Below are 16,306 nucleotides of genomic sequence, written 5' to 3'. Positions count from 1 at the left end.
GCAAGGGCTAGAGTGCAAGGTCAGCCATCAGGCTTTGTTTGGAATAGCTGTCTTTTGCGGCGCTCTGCTTGATCCTGCCTTGTTCCACAACAGTGAAGGTATCAGCAATGCGGTAGGCAAAATCAGCGTTCTGTTCCACCAGCACAATCGCCATTTGCCCTTGGTCGCGCAGCGTTTCCAGCGCATCGCCGATCTGTTGAATGACATTGGGCTGAATGCCTTCGGTCGGTTCATCCAGCAACAAGACCTGCGGTTTGGTGATCAGCGCCCGCGCGATGGCAAGCTGCTGTTGTTGACCGCCAGACAGATCACCGCCACGACGGTTTTGCATTTCGCGCAGCACCGGGAACAGATCAAAGATAAAATCCGGCACGTTATGGTCGGGTTTCGGCAGGCAGGCAAAGCCTGTTTCAAGGTTCTCGCGCACCGTCATCATCGGAAAAACCTCGCGCCCTTGCGGGACATAGGCGATCCCTGCACGCGCCGAATGAAACGCAGAAGACAGCGACACCGCCTTGCCCCCGACCAGCACGTCACCGCTTGCCACCGGATGCCGCCCAGATATCGCTTTCAACAGGCTGGTTTTGCCCACGCCATTGTTGCCCATCACGGCTGTGATCTGACCGATCTTTGCCGTGAAAGAGACATCGAACAAGATCTGGCTTTGCCCGTATTTCAGATCAATATGACGAACTTCAAGCATGGGCGCGTCCCAGATAAACGTCGATGACAGTCTGGTTCGAGGTCACATGATCAAGGCTGCCTTCGGCCAAAACTGACCCTTCGTGCAACACGGTCACTTTGCAGTTCAGACGGCGTACAAATTCCATGTCATGCTCAACAACGACAACGGCGCGGGTTTTGGCCGCCTCTTTGAGAATATCAGTGGTTTTCTCACGTTCCTCTGGTGTCATGCCAGCGGCAGGTTCATCAACCAGCATCAAGCGCGGTTCCTGGGCTAGCAACATGCCGATTTCCAACCATTGCTTTTGCCCATGGCTCAGTTCACCGGCCACGCGTGTCAGGCTATCACTCAACCCGATCTGGGCTGCGACCGCTTCGATCCGTTCCGCATTTGGTTTGGTCTTTTTATGCATCAACACAGCAAACGGCCCGCGCGGTGTTTTCAGTGCCATGGCAAGATTTTGGCGCACCGTCTGCGCCTCGAACACGGTGGGTTTCTGGAACTTCCGTCCGATCCCTTCGCGTGCGATCTGGCTTTCGGACATGCCAAGCAGCGAGATGTTCCTGTCGCCCCAAATCACCTGTCCTTCATCCGGTTTCGTTTTGCCGGTGACGATATCCATGAACGTCGTCTTACCTGCGCCGTTTGGCCCGATGATCGCCCGCAGTTCCGCCGGGGCAAAGTTGATTGATAGGTTGTTGATCGCCCGGAAACCATCAAAAGAAACGCTGACCCCCGATACCTCTAGCAGCATGCTCATTGCGGTTTCCTGACCAGATAATCAAACAGGCCGCCGATGCCTTTGGGAAAGAACAGCGTGACCGCAACAAAGGACAGACCCAGCAAGACCAGCCACCAATCTGTCCATTGGATCACATAGAGCCCAAGGTCGATGTTGGGCGCGCCGCCCCCGGTGAACCAACTTGAAAGAAGCGAGACAAAGGCAGCCCCAATGACAGCACCATAAAGCCGCCCGCGTCCGCCAATAGCGACCCAGACCGCTAGGTAGATCGATGCGATAGGTGCGATTTCGCCGGGGTTGATGATGCCCGCTTGGGGATAATACAGCGCGCCCGCGATGCCCGCGACGACGGCAGTCGTGGTAAAGATGAACAGCTTATAGCTTTCCACATGATAGCCCAAGAACCGCACCCGCGCTTCGTTATCGCGGATGCCTTTGACCACACTGCCCATCTTGCCTGATACGATCCAAGCAAAGAAAGCGTAGCCCGCACCAAGAGCCACTGCCGACGCAATAAAAAAGATGATCGACACGGTCGCCTGAGGCACGTCTTCGTAACCGGGGATGTTTTGCAGGCCTGACAGGCCGTTGTTCCCGCGCAACCCACTGTCGTTTTGGAAAAGGTACAGCGCCAGCGCCAAGGTCATCGCTTGGGTCAGGATTGATAAATAGACGCCAGTTACGCGTGATCTGAACGCCAGCCAGCCAAAGACCAGCGCAAGCAATCCGGGCACAAGAACGACCATCAGCAATTGCAGCGTCAAACTGTCTGCAAAGGCCCAGATCAGCGGGAATTCAGAACTGCCCACGACCCCGAATATCTGGTTGCCAATGGCGTCGGATATCTCTGCCGGTGTGGGTGGGATAGGTTGCCCGGCAAGGCTTGTCAGCACGATCCCTTCGGTGCGCGCATACATCAGCCACATGCCGATGGCATAGCCGCCGATGCCGAAAAAGGCGAAGTGGCCCAAGGACAGGATACCGCAATAGCCCCAGACCACGTCCATCGCGATGGCGACAAGGCAAAGGCAGAGGGTTTTCCCCAAGGTTTTGACAAAAGAGGTTGAGATCAGGTCGACACCTGTGACCTCGGACAGAACAGTCACAATGACTGTGAATATGCTTAGGATAAGGATGAACCAAAGCACGGACGGATTGCGGGCAAAAAAGCTGGCTGTCACGTCGCGGCCTCCGAAAACGGAAGGGTTAGTTCAGTGTTAGCGTGTATTGATCGTCGAAATAGGCTTGTGTGGCGATGATGCAGTCGTCCTGTTCGGAAAAGGCAAATATCGTGGCGACTTCCGCGACCAGCGAAAGCCGGCAGAATGCGCCCTCGACCTGCATGCTGTCGGGGCACGCATCCATATCGGTATGCGGAACGCCGATTTCGAATACGTCGTAGCTTAGGGGGCAACTGTCCTGTGCAAAGACAGGCGCTGCCATTAGGCTGGCCGCAGCGGCCATAGTGATAATTTTCATCAAGGTTTCCTTTACTGTTAGGCGTCGGACAAAGATCCGCCACCTCGCAAGGATATGTATTTCTTACTAATTTAGTCAAGAATATAATCTCCAACCTAATCCGCCGCCGCACGGCCCTTAAGGGCGACGATGCCCTTGGGCCGGAATTGAATGAACAGGATGATAAACAGGATCATATAGGTCTGTGCCGCCAGCGTATTGGACGGGTTCAACCACTCGATGCCCTTTTGCAGGAAGCCAATCAGCGACGCCCCGGCCAACGTCCCCCAGACATTGCCAACGCCGCCAACCACGACGGTCATAAAGCTTTGCACGATATAGGATGCGCCCATTTCGGACGTCACTTGAGCGTATAGTCCAATAGCGACTCCTGCGATCCCGGCGATCCCGGACCCCAACCCGAATGTCAGCATGTTGATCCGGTCAGGGTTGATCCCCATGGATGCCGCCATGCCGGGGTTCTGTGTTACGGCGCGGACTTCCAGCCCCAACCGGGTACGTTTGAGGATGAACAAGATGATACATAGGAAAACCAGCGCGAGCACGAAAATCGCAACCCTGATGTAACTGATCGCCACAACATCGTTAAATATCAGCGCCCCATCCAGCCATTCTGGCGAAGTCAGCGGGCGCGCTTGGGTGCCAAAGATGTTCTTGGCCAGTTGTTGCAGCGCGATGGATATGCCGAAAGTGGCCAGCAGCGTCTCCAACGGACGGTGATAAAGGTGACGGATCACCGTACGCTCCATCAGCACGCCCGCGCCGAAGGTGATCACAAAGGCCAAGGGCAGGGCGATGATGATCGACAGTGTGTAATCGGGCACGAATTGCTGCACGACAAAGCCGGTGTAGGCCCCCATCATGATAAACTCGCCATGCGCCATGTTGATCACGCCCATCACCCCAAAGGTGATCGCAAGCCCAATGGCCGCAAGGAAATAGATCGACGCCAGCGATAGCGCATCAAGGCCAAGATCAGCCGCCTGACTGAAACCGACTTTGGTTTTAATGGCGGTCAGTGCCGTGCGTGCAGCATCGGTGATGGCTGTATCAGGCTCTGCGTATGCGACATAAAAGCTATGGGCGGCGATGGCCTCGGCCCGTGTGGTTTCATCGACGCGGGGCGGCACAATGCCATCTGCGGCAAGCAGGTCGTAGGCCAGCGCGCGGGCGGCGTCTGTATTCAAGGTTCCGACGGGGATGCCCGCCACAGTGTCGCCATCAATATTAGCAATCAGCGCGTCGCGGATCTGTGTTTTGGTAATCAAAGGGTCTGCAAGGTCGGCGATAATAAGGCGGTCATAGGCCTCGGTCTCGGTCAGATCCGCGCCCACGACCAGCATTTGCGCGACATTGGTGCCACCAGGAATGGTCGCCGCCACAGTCTCGGAACTTGCAAGAATAGTGTTCAGCACAGCGCGCACATCAACCGAAAGATCGCCAGATAGCGCTTCAATCGCTGCCACACGCGCGTTAGTCGTGTCGGCAAACAGCGCACCCAGCATACCGGCAAGGCGGGTTTTCGTTTGTTTCAATGCAGCATCGGGTTCGCCTTCAATCGATGCGGCCAAGGGCGCCAATTGGCTGGCGTCCATGCTGCGCGCGATGGCCGCGACTGCCGCTTGGCGTTTGGCGATATCGGGATCGGACAGTTGAAACTGGACCAGCGCATCACCAATCGCGCGGCGCACACCGCCATTGGGCCGAGATTCGGTAAAGCCATCGGCGTTGGCGGTCAGTGTTTCGCCGGTGTCGAGGTCCTCTAAGGTGACTGTGTCACCGTCTTCGGCCACACGGAAAAACAGGCCATCACTGTCGCGTTGCACAATTTCGCGGTCACGCCAGCTTTCCAGAAAGGGCAGGGCTTGGGGTAATCCGCTGGCAATCAGATCGTCCAGCACCACGCCAACTGTGCGGCGCCCGGGTTTAAGAACTTTGTCTTGGTGGGTTTGCAGGATGTCCTGAAGGGACTGGGCCGTTGCGGCAACAGGCACGGTTAGAAAAAGCGCAAGCGCCAATGAAAGCAGTCTGATCATGGGGTATCCGGGCCGATCTGTCAGGCAGGTTCAGGACAGAGCGCGAAAGATGCGCCCTGTCCCAGATAGTTTAGTAGTTTGAGGTCAGCTGAACGCAGGTTTCGGTTTCGGTGTTGTACATACCGCACCCCAGCTCTTGCCAATCCGATTTCAGGACCGCTGATTCAGGTAAGAAATCGGTCCACGCATCACCGGGCACTTCTTCGGTCTGGCTGATAATATCAAACTGACCGTCGGCTGTGATCTCACCGATCAGAACGGGCTTGGCGAGGTGGTGGTTCGGCAACATGACCGCAGTACCACCTGTCAGGTTCGGGAATTCCTGCCCGTACATCGTCTCGCGGACCGCATCGACGTCTGTCGTACCAGCCTCGGTCACTGCATTCACCCACATGTTGAAGCCGATATAATGGGCCTCCATCGGGTCATTGGTGACACGGTCTTCGCCCATCTTCGCTTTCCACGCGGCAACCCATTCATCGTTCAACTCAGACTCTGCGGACTGGAAGTAGTTCCAGGCGGCCAGATGACCAACAAGGTCGGAGGTATCCAGACCGGACAGTTCTTCCTCACCAACAGAGAAGGCAACAACCGGAATATCATCGGCAGAGATACCAGCGGCAGCCAGTTCTTTGTAAAAACCGATGTTCGCGTCGCCGTTGATGGTTGAAATCACACCGACCTGTTTGCCATCAGCACCCAGTGCGACGACGTCGGCGACGATGGTTGCCCAGTCTGAGTGGCCGAAGGGTGTGTAGTTTACGAAAATGTCCTCGGCGGCGATGCCATTGTCCTGAAGGTAGGCTTCAAGGATATTGTTCGTGGTGCGGGGATAGACATAGTCGGTGCCCAGCAACGCAAATTTTTCCACGCCAAGTTCTTCCAGAAAATAGTCCGTGGCCGGGATCGCCTGCTGGTTTGGTGCGGCACCTGTGTAGAACACATTGCGCGAGCTTTCCTCGCCTTCATACTGCACCGGATAGAACATCAAACCATTCAGTTCTTCTAAAACAGGCAGGGCGGATTTGCGGCTGACGGATGTCCAGCTGCCAAAGATCACGTCAACTTCGCTGACGGTCAGCAATTCGCGCGCTTTTTCCGCAAATAACGGCCAGTCAGAAGCCGGATCAACAACGACTGCTTCAATGTCGCAGCCCAACAGACCACCGGCTGCGTTTTGGTTTTCGATCAGCAGCTCCATCGTGTCTTTCAGCGTGGTTTCGGAAATCGCCATAGTGCCAGAAAGCGAGTGCAAAACACCCACTTTGATCGGATCGGCGCATTCAGCCGCAGCCATGGCGGTTGTGCCCAGCAGGGCGGTCAATGCAAAAGCAGAGGTTCGTAATGTCATAGGTCTTAGGTCCCCGTTGTCGCTGCGGGCCGTTACGGGGGCGCAGTCACCCCTTTTCAACGCTGGACCAACCAAGGTAGGCAGGACCCGCAACAGTGATGTTGTCGTCGCGCGAGGGGTTGCATCGTCCAAGATTTGCCCTTCGCGCGGCATTCATGCTCTTTCGAGCACCCGTAGTTGGTGCTGCGGCGCAGAATTAAGCCAGAAATTTCTGAATGACCGGGTTTGGGTCTGGGTTTGTGCGCAACAAATGCGCTAAAAATGCGCTGTTGCTCATTTTCAAAGCGTTCGCCACACGGGTTGAGCATCTTTGTGGTATGAGAGCAGTCAATCGCACAACAAGTCAGCGCCGTTTGTAGATGATAGCTGCCAACTGCGTTCCCAAAAACCAGATCACTGACCTTTATCGATATTTGGACGAACAGGTCAGGATCCCTGCGCGTTAATCCACTAAGCCTTTACACGTCGCTCATCACCCCATTCAGAACCAACGCGAGATGCGCATCAAAGTAGCCGTCAAATTCCAAATCACCGGCTTTGCTGAACATCATATTGTGAAGCGCAAAGAACATCGCCGGTGCGATGATAACTTGCGGATTATCAATGATCGCATTCGGGCTGACTTCACCGCGGTCGACGCCGCGTTTCAGGATGCGGCGCAAAAGTGATGTGCCGCGTTGGATTGTCATGGCGTGATAGGTGCTGACCGCGTCTGGAATGCGGTCGCCTTCGGTGATCATGATGCGCATGACAGACTGCGCATGACCTTCGGCGAACCGGTCATAGACACTGCGCAGCAGACGGGTCAGCATTTGTTTGGTGGTGCCGTCGAAGGTGTCTAGAAAATCTTCGTTTTCGGCCATTGTAGCGGTCATATAGGTTTCGACCGCCGCCAAAAACAACGCTTCTTTGGATTCGTAATAAAGATAGATCGTCGCTTTCGAGATTCCGGCGTTGCGTGCAATGCGATCCAGCCGCGCGCGGGCATATCCGTATTTTGAAAATTCGGTGATGCCAGCCGCGATAATCTCAGCTGGGCGGGCCTCTTTGCGGCGACGTATTTTGGTTTTGTCGGTTTCTTTCATGACAGATGCACGGCCCTCCCTTGCCATTTTCGTAGGCTGCACCGGGATTGCGCAATTTACAACGGTGATCCAAGCGCCGCTCAAAAGCGTAACACATGTAGTTTTTGCTTTACTGACCCATGGGTCAGTTGTTAATGACTTACGAGTCACTAATTGAGGATGATGAAATGCGCAAGGTCTTGGAATGGGTGATCCCAGCTATCCGCGAACTGTTCTGGATCGGGGCCGCGATTGCGATTATCGCAGGTGGCTATTTTGGGTTTCAGTACCTTGGCGACAATCGCACCGTGGTCGAGGCAGAGCCGATAGCACGCCCTGTAACGCTGGTTGAGACAGGTGAATTTATGCCGGTCACAGGTCCGTTGCCCATCAGGGGGGAAGGGTTTGTTGAACCTTTCCGTACCGTTGCCCTGTCCGCGCCAGTCGGTGGTCGCATTGTGACATTACATCCCGCCATTACTGACCGTGGCAGTTTTGTCGAAGGTGACATTCTGGTTGAAATTGACGCCAGCACGGAACGCGCCCAGATCAGACAGGCCAATGCCGCAATTGCCGCCACAGAAGCGCGGCTTGCGTTGCTCGAAACGCAGTTGGCGCGCGCGGTCAACTTGCTTGAACGTAACGCCGCGTCGCAAGCAAGCGTTGATGACCTGACCGGGCAACAGCAAGAAACACGTGCAAACCTTGATGGGCAGAAAGCCCAGCTTGCCTCGGCCGAAATTGCGCTTGAAAATAAAATTGTTCGCGCGCCCTTTGACGGCAGCGTGCAAACCAAATTGGCAGAGATCGGCAATGTGGTTGCTGGCGGCAGCGCGATTGCACAGATTTATACCCGTGACCGTATGGAAGTGAGCGTGGCTATCCGTGAAAGCGATGCTGCGCTGATCCCCGGGTTTTTTGAGGGCAGTACAGCCCCGGCGCGCGTCTTCATACGGTTTGCAGGCGTCGACAAGGAATGGCAGGCCGAGGTGGTGCGTGTTGATCCATCGCTCGATCCGCAAACCCGCACACTGACCGCGACGGTCGCATTAACCCAGCGCGTCGAAAGCGCGCGCGACCTTGCGTCGGGTGCGCCACCTGCGTTGATCAACGCATTTGCAAGGGTCGTGATTGATGGGATCACGCCGCAAAATGCCTATGCTATACCGTCAACGGCGGTACGCAACGGCGATACCGTTTGGATTTTGCGCGATGGTGCGTTGGATATTCATCCCGCAACGCTTATCCACGTTGATGGCGAGACATCCTTTGTGGCGATCCGCGACCTTCGGCCTGATGATCGTCTTATCCTGACCACGCTTGCCGCACCGCAACCGGGTACATCGTTGCGTGATATCGCTGATGAAACCCGCAGCACCGCTGTGACGGAATAGGGGTGCGATCATGAATACCGCAATCAAGTGGATGACAGAACACCCCGTCGCAGCATGGTTATCAATGATCATGTTGGTCGGGTTGGGCGTGTTAACCGCGACAACCTTGCCGCAAAAGACATTCCCTGAATTCGCGCTTGATGCTGTTTCGATCTCGGTCAGCTATCCCGGTGCGTCACCGTCCGAAATACAAGACAGTATCGTCCGCCCGATCGAGGATGAGTTAGGTGGCGTCGACGGTATTGATGACATCACTGCAAATATCTCTGAAGGACGGGGTGGTGTGACCGTCACGTTTCTTGATGGTGAGGATATCGACGCAAAGCTGGACGAGGTGAAAACCGAAATAGATGCGATTGATGTATTCCCCGAAGACGCAGAAGACCCCGTCGTTGTGCGTGCAGACAATTCAACCCGTGTGTTGGAGATTGCACTGCACGGAGCCGCAAGCGAACAGGTTCTGAAGGAAGAGGCGCGTCGCCTTAAAAATGAGCTGACGGCAATTGACGGTATTTCTTTTGTCGAAGTCGCCAATGTCCGTGACTACGAAATCAGCATCGAAATTGACCGCGATACGTTGCGTGCCTATGGCCTGACATTGGGTGAAGTGGCGCAAGTGGTTGGCTTGAACTCGCTTGAGCTTCCGGGTGGATCAATTGAGACCGATAGCGTTTCCATTCCAATCCGCACTTTGGGGCGCAATTACACACGCACCGATTTTGAAAATATCGTCATCCGCAGCAGCGACACCGGCGCGCAAGTCTTCTTGCGTGATATTGCGACGGTGAATGATGGCTTTGAAGACAGTGACCTGTCGTCAAGTTTTAATGGCGCATCTTCTGTATCGGTCAATGTGTTCCGCGTCGGTGACGAACAAATCCTGCGGATCGTCGATCTGGCCGAGGATCATCTGCGCACGCAGTTCCGTCCGTCGCTTGAACAGGGGATTGAAGCGACGATTTGGCAAAACGAAGCCACGCAACTGCAATCGCGGATTGACCTGCTCACCAAAAACGCGGTGATCGGTCTAGCGCTGGTGATCCTGTGCCTTGCGTTGTTTCTGGATATCCGGCTTGCGTTTTGGTCCGCGGTAGGGATCGGCGTCAGCTTTGCGGCGACATTCATCGTGATGGGCGCGCTTGGCATGTCGATCAATATGATATCCTTGTTCGGGTTTATTTTGGCGATTGGTATTGTGGTCGACAACGCGATCGTCGTGTCGGAAAATATCTACAAGAACGGTGAAGATGGGGTGCCGCCTGTGCAGGCGGCCGTCAAAGGAACGCAGCGTATTGCGGTGCCTGTTATCTTTTCCACATTGACCACGCTGGTCGCATTCTGGCCGTTGCTGCAAATGCCCGCGCCTTTGGGGTCTTTCTTGGGCGATATCCCGACCGTTGTGATGATCGTTCTGTCTTTGTCGATGTTGCAGGCACTTTTGATCCTGCCGCGAAACCTGACCAATCTGGACATGGGCCAGGATTACCGGCCTAATCTGGTGTTCCGTTTTATCGGCTCTATCCGCGGTTTCATTGATCGCGGTTTGAAATGGTTTATCCGCAATCCATTGGATGCGATGCTGCGGTTTTGCGTAAATCGGATATTCATACCGATTGCATGCGTAATCGCCATGATGATGCTGACGATCGCGTTGATCAGTTATGGCTACGTCCGATTCAGTTTTTTCCCGGAAATTCAGGGGGAATTTGTGACCGCCGCTGTGGAGATGACAGACGGCACGACATTTGATCGTACCGAGGCAGTGGCCGAAGATTTGCGCGTTGCGGCCATCCGCGCCGGGGACCGCCTGCAAGACACGCTTCCCGATGGGGCGCCGCCTGTCGTGATTGGACAATATCTTGTTGTTGGCATTGGCGCAGGCGGCGGTGGCCCAACCGGAGAAGCAACACCGATTTCGCCAACTGTGGCGCAGGTTGTCGTTGAAATCACAAAAGCGACTGCGCGTGATTGGGAATCTGCCGCCTTTGAACGGCTTTGGCGCGAAGAGGTTGGCCAGATCGCGGGCATCAATACACTGACCATCTCATCGTCTTTGGTCGAAGCGGGCGATGCAATCGCGGTTGAGCTATCCCTTCCCGGAGATGCCGACATTAGCCCCATCGTTCAGGATTTGCGCGATAGCCTCGGCGCGATCCCGGGGGTATTTCAGATCCTTGACGACAATTCATCGGGCAAGCTGGAATATAAGCTGGAACTCAAACCCGAGGCGCGGCTTTACGGGCTGACCTTGCAAGACCTTGCCGTCCAGACGCGCAATGGGTTTTTCGGGATCGAGGCAACAAGCGTGCAGCGCGGGCAAGACAATGTATCCGTCATGGTCCGTTTCCCATCACAAGACCGCGATAGCCTTGCCGACCTGTTGGATACCCGCATCGCCACGGCAAGCGGCGATTTGATACCCTTGTCTACCGTTGCGACGCTGGTCGAAGGTTTGTCACCGTCCGAAATACTGCGCCAAAACGGGCGGCGGGTGACAACAATTACAGCGGATGTAGACGAAAGCATTATTACCAATAGTGAAGCAAACCGTATCATCCGCGAAGATCTGCTCCCCCCTCTGCTTGCAGAACATCCCGGATTGAACGCGAGTTTTGGTGGCGAACAGGAAACCCAGAACGATGCGCAGGCCGCACTTAGTCAGGCGTTGGGTATTGCGATGTTCGTGATCTTTGCGCTGCTTGCACTTGTTTTTCGAAGCTTTGTGCAGCCAATTGTCGTTATGCTGGCCATTCCGCTTGGTCTGATTGGCGCGGTGACAGGGCACCTGATATTGGGTATTCCTCTGGGCTTGCTCAGCTTCTTTGGCATCATTGGTTTGGCGGGTGTTGTGATTAACAACTCGCTTGTGATGATTGATCTTTATAACGAATACCTCTCAAACGGCTATAGCGTGAAAGACGCTGTTGTTGAGGGCACAAAGGACCGTTTTCGTCCGATCTTTCTGACATCTGTCACAACGTTTTTAGGTGTCTATCCGTTGATCATGGAGACGTCATTGCAGGCGCAATTCTTGATCCCGCTCGCGGTTTCTATCGGTTACGGCGTATTGATCGGTACATTTGTCATCATATTCGCGATCCCTGCCGTGTTCATACTGGTGCATCAAGTGTCATCTTTCGTGGCAAAACTGGCCTCTGGTTTCACGGCGACAGCAGACAAAACCAAGCCTAAGCCAGACCAACCTCAACGCCGCGACGCGATCGACGATGCAGAACCGGTGGACGCATCATTAAAGGCTGCAGAATAGCGATGGTGCCTTGGGGTGCCGTCAATAAGCCGGGTCAAAAACCACCAATCCCATTAAATTTTAAGGGAAGTTACAGTGGCGGAGGAGGTGGGATTCGAACCCACGGTAGACTTTCACCTACGTCGGTTTTCAAGACCGGTGCATTCGACCACTCTGCCACTCCTCCGACACGGCTCTGTTAGCTGTTCGTTTCTGATTCGAAAAGCACGTTCACAGTTTGGGGAAATCCGCCGACAAATTTCTTCAGACTCTTTCAAATTGTGCGATCAAACGCTATCGTTTCGCAAACCGTCGCATCGGACATATTCTTGGCCGCGCGGCAAGGCCCGAGAAACGGGTGTAGAGCGGCAACAAACAGGGCTGAATAACAGCAAAGGCGCGCACAAGGTTGCGGGCAAAAGAGGGGCAAAATATGACGGGCTTAAGAATTTTGAATGCCAAGAGGTGGCCACTCTCGTTGGCAGTGGTGGGTGCGATGGGATTGGCCGCTTGCGATGAAAACGGTGAATTTGCATTCCCCGGCGCACAAGACGCCACAGCGCAGGCGCCCTTGCCCGCCAACGCGCTTAATCAACGCCCGCAACGCGATATTGATGTTGAACGTCCCGATATTTTTGCCATCACGGACACGGGCCTTTGGGACGGGCGCCCGTCGCTTGGTGGCGTTTGGGTGGCGCACCCCGAAGTGACCGACCCCGAACGGGTCGTGATCCGCAACACTGACAGCGGGGAAGAGATAATCGGCGCATTGTTCCGCCGCGAACGTGAAAATCCGGGCCCGCTGTTGCAGGTGTCGTCGGATGCCGCCGAAGCGCTGGGGCTTTTGCCCGGCGCACCAACCCGGCTTGAGGTTGTTGTGCTTCGCCGCGAAGAGGTTGAGGTGGAAGAGCCAGAGAACCCGGTTGTGGCCAGTCTTGAAAATCCGGTTGCCGTCGCAGAAGCACCTTTGGAACCAGCAGATCAGGCCGCGGGTGAAGATGACACAGCCAATGGCGCTGTGGCCGCCGCTGTGGTGCTGCCCGCCGCGGTTGAGGCCGCAACGACAGCTGTCGAAGCAACTGCCACTGCCGCAGCAGAGGTCGCGACTGAAACCGCAGATGCAATTGATGTCTCTGCTGTGCTGGCTGCCACGTCGCCGCTGCCCGATGGCAGCAACGCGCAGATCGGTATCTACAGCGTTGAAGCCAACGCAAATCAGGCCGCAAGCACGATTACGGACGCTGGTATTGATGCCGTTGTCACCCCGCAAGAATTGGGTGGCCGTACCGTTTGGCGTGTGACCGCAGGCCCATTGACCGATACTGGTGATATTGCGCGCCTCAAGGGTTTGGGCTTTGTCGATGCTTTCGTCTTGGAAGATGCACAGTAGCCTAAAGGCGGAAAGGACAGCCATGATGTTGCGATTGAGACGACTGGGCCGTTTGGCAGTGATGGCCTCTTTGGCTTTCGCCCCGGGCTGGGCTGCGGCGTTTGAAACCAACGCCACCGCCGCCTACATCTATGATCAGACTACTGGCACGGTGCTGTTGTCGAAAAACGCTGATACGCCTTTGCCGCCTGCCTCTATGTCCAAGCTGATGACAATCTACATGGCGTTCGAGGCCGTAGCCGACGGGCGGCTTGATATCAACGAAGAGCTTGCCGTTTCCAGCCACGCTGCCAGCTTTGGCGGCTCTTCGATGTTTCTGGACACAACCGACCGGGTTTCGGTCGAGGATTTGTTGCGTGGCGTGATCGTGGTGTCTGGCAATGACGCCAGCGTCGTTTTGGCCGAAGCGCTGTCGCCTGATGGCACTGAGTCCGGCTTTGCCCGGATGATGACAGATCGTGCGCGTCAGATGGGTATGATGAATTCGACCTTCGTCAATTCAAGCGGTTGGCCTGCCGCCGGGCATCGCATGTCGATGGAAGATCTTGGCATTCTTGCCAATCGCCTGATCACTGATTTCCCAACATTCTATCCGCTTTTTGCCGAGACAGAGTTTCCCTTTGATGGCCGCGTTCCGTCAAATTCGCGCAACCGCAATCCGGTTTTGTCAATGGGCATCGGGGCGGATGGGCTTAAGACGGGTCACACTGAAGAAGCAGGTTTTGGGCTTGTCGGGTCTGCAAAACAGGACGACAGGCGCATCATTTTTGTGATCACCGGATTGGACAGCCGTCAGGAACGCTCTGAAGAATCCGCAAAGATCATTAACTGGGCTTTTCGTCAATTTGCCCAGAAAGAAGTGGCCGAAGCCGGAACACGCATCGCGTCGGCAGATGTTTGGATGGGTGAATTGCCAACCATTGGGTTGACGGTGGCGGATGATTTTTCGCTTCTTGTTCCTGTCTTGAACCAAGGCGATATTGAAGCAGAGGTTGTCTATGACGGGCCAATCGAAGCGCCAATTACAGCCGGTCAGCAGTTGGGTGAGTTGGTGATCAGCCTTGATGAGTTGCCTGAAAAACGTATTCCATTGGTCGCCGAAGCGGATGTCGCACGCGGTGGTTTTGCCACGCGGATGCGCACGGCGGCCTTGGTCTTGTGGCAAAAATTCGGTCCCGGCAGCGGGGATGAGGTGCCGGAAGAGGCATGAACAAGCCCCGCTTTATTACGTTCGAGGGCATCGACGGGTCCGGTAAATCGACGCAATCCCGCCGCTTTGCCGACCATCTGCGCGCGCAAGGCGGCGATGTCGTTCTGACCCGTGAACCGGGTGGCAGCCCAGGTGCTGAGGAAATTCGCCAGCTGGTTTTGACTGGCGATCCTGATCGTTGGTCCCCCGAGACAGAGATTTTGCTGTTCACCGCATCCCGCCGTGACCATCTGGAAAAGACGATTGAACCGGCCTTAACGGCTGGGAAAACCGTGATCTCGGATCGTTTTGCTGACAGCACACGCGTTTATCAGGGTGCGACCCGTGGCGATCTGCGCGCCATGGTGGACAGTCTGCATCGTCTGATGATCGCACGTGAGCCGGATCTGACATTTATCATTGATATGGATCCGGCCACCGCGCTGGAACGCGGATTGGCACGCAAATCAGGCGAAGACCGGTTCGAGGACTTTGGCCTTGGTTTTCAGGAAACGCTGCGCCACGGCTTTCTGGCGTTGGCCCATGATCATCCCAAGCGATGTGTCCTGATTGATGGCAACCGCACGCCAGATCAGATCGCCAGCGAAATCGCAGCTTACGCATGAGCGACGACGATATCCCACAGCCAGATCAGATCGCAGGTGCACCGCACCCACGCGAGACCAGACAGCTATTTGGGCAAGATAAGGCGCAAGCGGATTTCCTTGATGCGTTCGGGGCAGGGCGGCTCCATTCAGGCTGGCTGATCACCGGGCCACGCGGGGTAGGCAAGGCGACGCTGGCGTGGAAAATCGCCACATTTCTTTTGTCAAACCCAGAGGCTGGATTGTTTGGTGACCCTTCACTGGACGTTGATCCCGAACATCCAGACGCGCGACTGATCCAGTCGGGCGCGCATCCCCGGCTGTCATTGATCCGCCGCCCCTGGGATGAGAAAACCAAAAAGCTAAAATCTGAAATTACAGTTGATGCGGTCCGCAGTCTAAAAAGCTTTTTCCAGATGTCAGCGGCAGATGGTGGGCGGCGCGTCGTGATCGTTGATGCCGCGGACGAGTTGAACCGCAATGCGGCAAATGCAATCCTGAAAGAGCTTGAAGAGCCGCCGGCAAATTGCACAATTTTGCTGATTGCACATCAGCCGTCGCGCTTGCTGCCCACAATTCGTTCGCGCTGTCGCGAATTGCGATGCGCGCGTTTGAACGCAGATGATTTGCAACGTGCGTTGACGCAGGCCGGGCACCCGTCGGAACAGTCAGATAGCCTTGCCGCATTGGCCGGTGGCTCTGCCGGTGATGCAATCCGGCTTTTGAACCACGATGGTTTGGCGCTTTATGCTGAGCTGATTAAAATCTTCGATAAGATACCGCGCCTTGATCGGCCGTCAGCATTGCGCCTTGCGGACGGATGCGTGGGTAAGGCAAACGAAGTGCGCTTTGGTATGACCCTTGATTTGATTGATCTTTTCTTGTCGCGTGCGGCCCGTGCAGGGCTTTTGGGTGAACCCTCTGCCCAAGGTGCGCCGGGCGAGGCACGGTTGCTGACACGCATTTCGCCAGATGATCGTGCAGCCCGCAACTGGGCGCAGTTGCAGCAGGATTTGACAGACCGATCACGGCATGGTCGCGCAGTGAACCTTGACCCTGCCGCATTGATCCTTGATATGATTTTCAAGATTGAAGAGACGGCACAAGGGACCGCCGTCGCCTGA

The 16,306-nt window shown here is 55.5% G+C and carries 13 protein-coding genes and 1 tRNA gene; 6 read left to right on the top strand and 8 right to left on the bottom strand.

Annotated elements, in window-relative coordinates; genetic code table 11:
* Positions 1-7: 7 nt before the first annotated feature.
* From urtE to RCCS2_RS17270, 7 genes are all read right to left on the bottom strand, one after another.
* Positions 8-703, bottom strand: a complete 696-nt coding sequence (gene urtE, locus RCCS2_RS17300) for an urea ABC transporter ATP-binding subunit UrtE (protein WP_008236725.1) — start codon at positions 701-703, stop codon at positions 8-10.
* The gene (gene urtD, locus RCCS2_RS17295) at positions 696-1,445 is read right to left on the bottom strand and encodes an urea ABC transporter ATP-binding protein UrtD (RefSeq protein ID WP_008236723.1); all 750 of its coding nucleotides are present in this window, start codon (positions 1,443-1,445) and stop codon (positions 696-698) included. Before urtD ends, urtE begins: the two co-directional genes overlap by 8 nt.
* Positions 1,442-2,608, bottom strand: coding sequence for an urea ABC transporter permease subunit UrtC (gene urtC, locus RCCS2_RS17290; protein ID WP_008236720.1), 1,167 nt, complete (start codon positions 2,606-2,608; stop codon positions 1,442-1,444). Before urtC ends, urtD begins: the two co-directional genes overlap by 4 nt.
* 25 nt (positions 2,609-2,633) lie before the next feature.
* A complete protein-coding gene (locus tag RCCS2_RS17285) occupies positions 2,634-2,906 on the bottom strand; it encodes a hypothetical protein (RefSeq protein WP_008236718.1) in 273 nt (90 codons plus the stop codon).
* Positions 2,907-3,001: 95 nt separating this feature from the next.
* The gene (urtB, locus tag RCCS2_RS17280) at positions 3,002-4,942 is read right to left on the bottom strand and encodes an urea ABC transporter permease subunit UrtB (RefSeq protein WP_008236716.1); all 1,941 of its coding nucleotides are present in this window, start codon (positions 4,940-4,942) and stop codon (positions 3,002-3,004) included.
* Positions 4,943-5,012: 70 nt separating this feature from the next.
* Positions 5,013-6,293 carry an urea ABC transporter substrate-binding protein gene (gene urtA / locus RCCS2_RS17275; RefSeq protein WP_037294513.1) on the bottom strand — a complete coding sequence of 427 codons (1,281 nt, stop codon included), beginning with the start codon at positions 6,291-6,293 and terminating at the stop codon, positions 5,013-5,015.
* A gap of 458 nt (positions 6,294-6,751) precedes the next feature.
* The gene (locus tag RCCS2_RS17270; protein WP_037294496.1) at positions 6,752-7,378 is read right to left on the bottom strand and encodes a TetR/AcrR family transcriptional regulator; all 627 of its coding nucleotides are present in this window, start codon (positions 7,376-7,378) and stop codon (positions 6,752-6,754) included.
* Positions 7,379-7,512: 134 nt separating this feature from the next.
* Between RCCS2_RS17270 and RCCS2_RS17265 the strand changes: the two genes are divergently transcribed.
* Positions 7,513-8,751: an efflux RND transporter periplasmic adaptor subunit gene (locus RCCS2_RS17265; protein WP_008236710.1), complete on the top strand. Its 1,239-nt coding sequence runs from the start codon at positions 7,513-7,515 to the stop codon at positions 8,749-8,751.
* A 10-nt stretch (positions 8,752-8,761) separates the two neighbouring features.
* Positions 8,762-12,019 carry an efflux RND transporter permease subunit gene (locus RCCS2_RS17260; RefSeq protein WP_008236709.1) on the top strand — a complete coding sequence of 1,086 codons (3,258 nt, stop codon included), beginning with the start codon at positions 8,762-8,764 and terminating at the stop codon, positions 12,017-12,019.
* A gap of 76 nt (positions 12,020-12,095) precedes the next feature.
* Here RCCS2_RS17260 and RCCS2_RS17255 read toward each other — a convergent pair.
* Positions 12,096-12,185 (bottom strand) — tRNA-Ser (locus RCCS2_RS17255).
* A gap of 246 nt (positions 12,186-12,431) precedes the next feature.
* Here RCCS2_RS17255 and RCCS2_RS17250 point away from each other — a divergent pair.
* The 4 genes from RCCS2_RS17250 to RCCS2_RS17235 all read left to right on the top strand — a co-directional run bounded on the left by RCCS2_RS17250 (position 12,432) and on the right by RCCS2_RS17235 (position 16,306).
* On the top strand, positions 12,432-13,388 hold the full coding sequence (locus RCCS2_RS17250; RefSeq protein ID WP_037294494.1) for an SPOR domain-containing protein: 957 nt from the start codon (positions 12,432-12,434) through the stop codon (positions 13,386-13,388).
* A 61-nt stretch (positions 13,389-13,449) separates the two neighbouring features.
* Positions 13,450-14,598 carry a D-alanyl-D-alanine carboxypeptidase family protein gene (locus tag RCCS2_RS17245; RefSeq protein ID WP_008236699.1) on the top strand — a complete coding sequence of 383 codons (1,149 nt, stop codon included), beginning with the start codon at positions 13,450-13,452 and terminating at the stop codon, positions 14,596-14,598.
* Positions 14,595-15,203 (top strand): dTMP kinase, encoded by a 609-nt coding sequence (gene tmk, locus RCCS2_RS17240; protein WP_008236698.1) that lies wholly within the window; start codon positions 14,595-14,597, stop codon positions 15,201-15,203. Before RCCS2_RS17245 ends, tmk begins: the two co-directional genes overlap by 4 nt.
* Positions 15,200-16,306: a DNA polymerase III subunit delta' gene (locus tag RCCS2_RS17235; protein ID WP_008236691.1), complete on the top strand. Its 1,107-nt coding sequence runs from the start codon at positions 15,200-15,202 to the stop codon at positions 16,304-16,306. Before tmk ends, RCCS2_RS17235 begins: the two co-directional genes overlap by 4 nt.

The organism is Roseobacter sp. CCS2 (assembly GCF_000169435.1).
GTDB lineage: Bacteria > Pseudomonadota > Alphaproteobacteria > Rhodobacterales > Rhodobacteraceae > Yoonia.
Note: the sequence above shows the minus strand (reverse complement) of the source record. Positions and strands in the feature narration are given on the sequence as shown.

Bases quoted from the DNA above. Each gene is read 5' to 3' on its own strand.
- urtE (WP_008236725.1), bottom strand. From the start codon at position 703: ATGCTTGAAGTTCGTCATATTGATCTGAAATACGGGCAAAGCCAGATC.
- urtD (WP_008236723.1), bottom strand. From the start codon at position 1,445: ATGAGCATGCTGCTAGAGGTATCGGGGGTCAGCGTTTCTTTTGATGGT.
- RCCS2_RS17285 (WP_008236718.1), bottom strand. From the start codon at position 2,906: ATGAAAATTATCACTATGGCCGCTGCGGCCAGCCTAATGGCAGCGCCT.
- urtB (WP_008236716.1), bottom strand. From the start codon at position 4,942: ATGATCAGACTGCTTTCATTGGCGCTTGCGCTTTTTCTAACCGTGCCT.
- urtA (WP_037294513.1), bottom strand. From the start codon at position 6,293: ATGACATTACGAACCTCTGCTTTTGCATTGACCGCCCTGCTGGGCACA.
- RCCS2_RS17270 (WP_037294496.1), bottom strand. From the start codon at position 7,378: ATGAAAGAAACCGACAAAACCAAAATACGTCGCCGCAAAGAGGCCCGC.
- RCCS2_RS17265 (WP_008236710.1), top strand. From the start codon at position 7,513: ATGACTTACGAGTCACTAATTGAGGATGATGAAATGCGCAAGGTCTTG.
- RCCS2_RS17260 (WP_008236709.1), top strand. From the start codon at position 8,762: ATGAATACCGCAATCAAGTGGATGACAGAACACCCCGTCGCAGCATGG.
- RCCS2_RS17250 (WP_037294494.1), top strand. From the start codon at position 12,432: ATGACGGGCTTAAGAATTTTGAATGCCAAGAGGTGGCCACTCTCGTTG.
- RCCS2_RS17245 (WP_008236699.1), top strand. From the start codon at position 13,450: ATGGCCTCTTTGGCTTTCGCCCCGGGCTGGGCTGCGGCGTTTGAAACC.
- tmk (WP_008236698.1), top strand. From the start codon at position 14,595: ATGAACAAGCCCCGCTTTATTACGTTCGAGGGCATCGACGGGTCCGGT.
- RCCS2_RS17235 (WP_008236691.1), top strand. From the start codon at position 15,200: ATGAGCGACGACGATATCCCACAGCCAGATCAGATCGCAGGTGCACCG.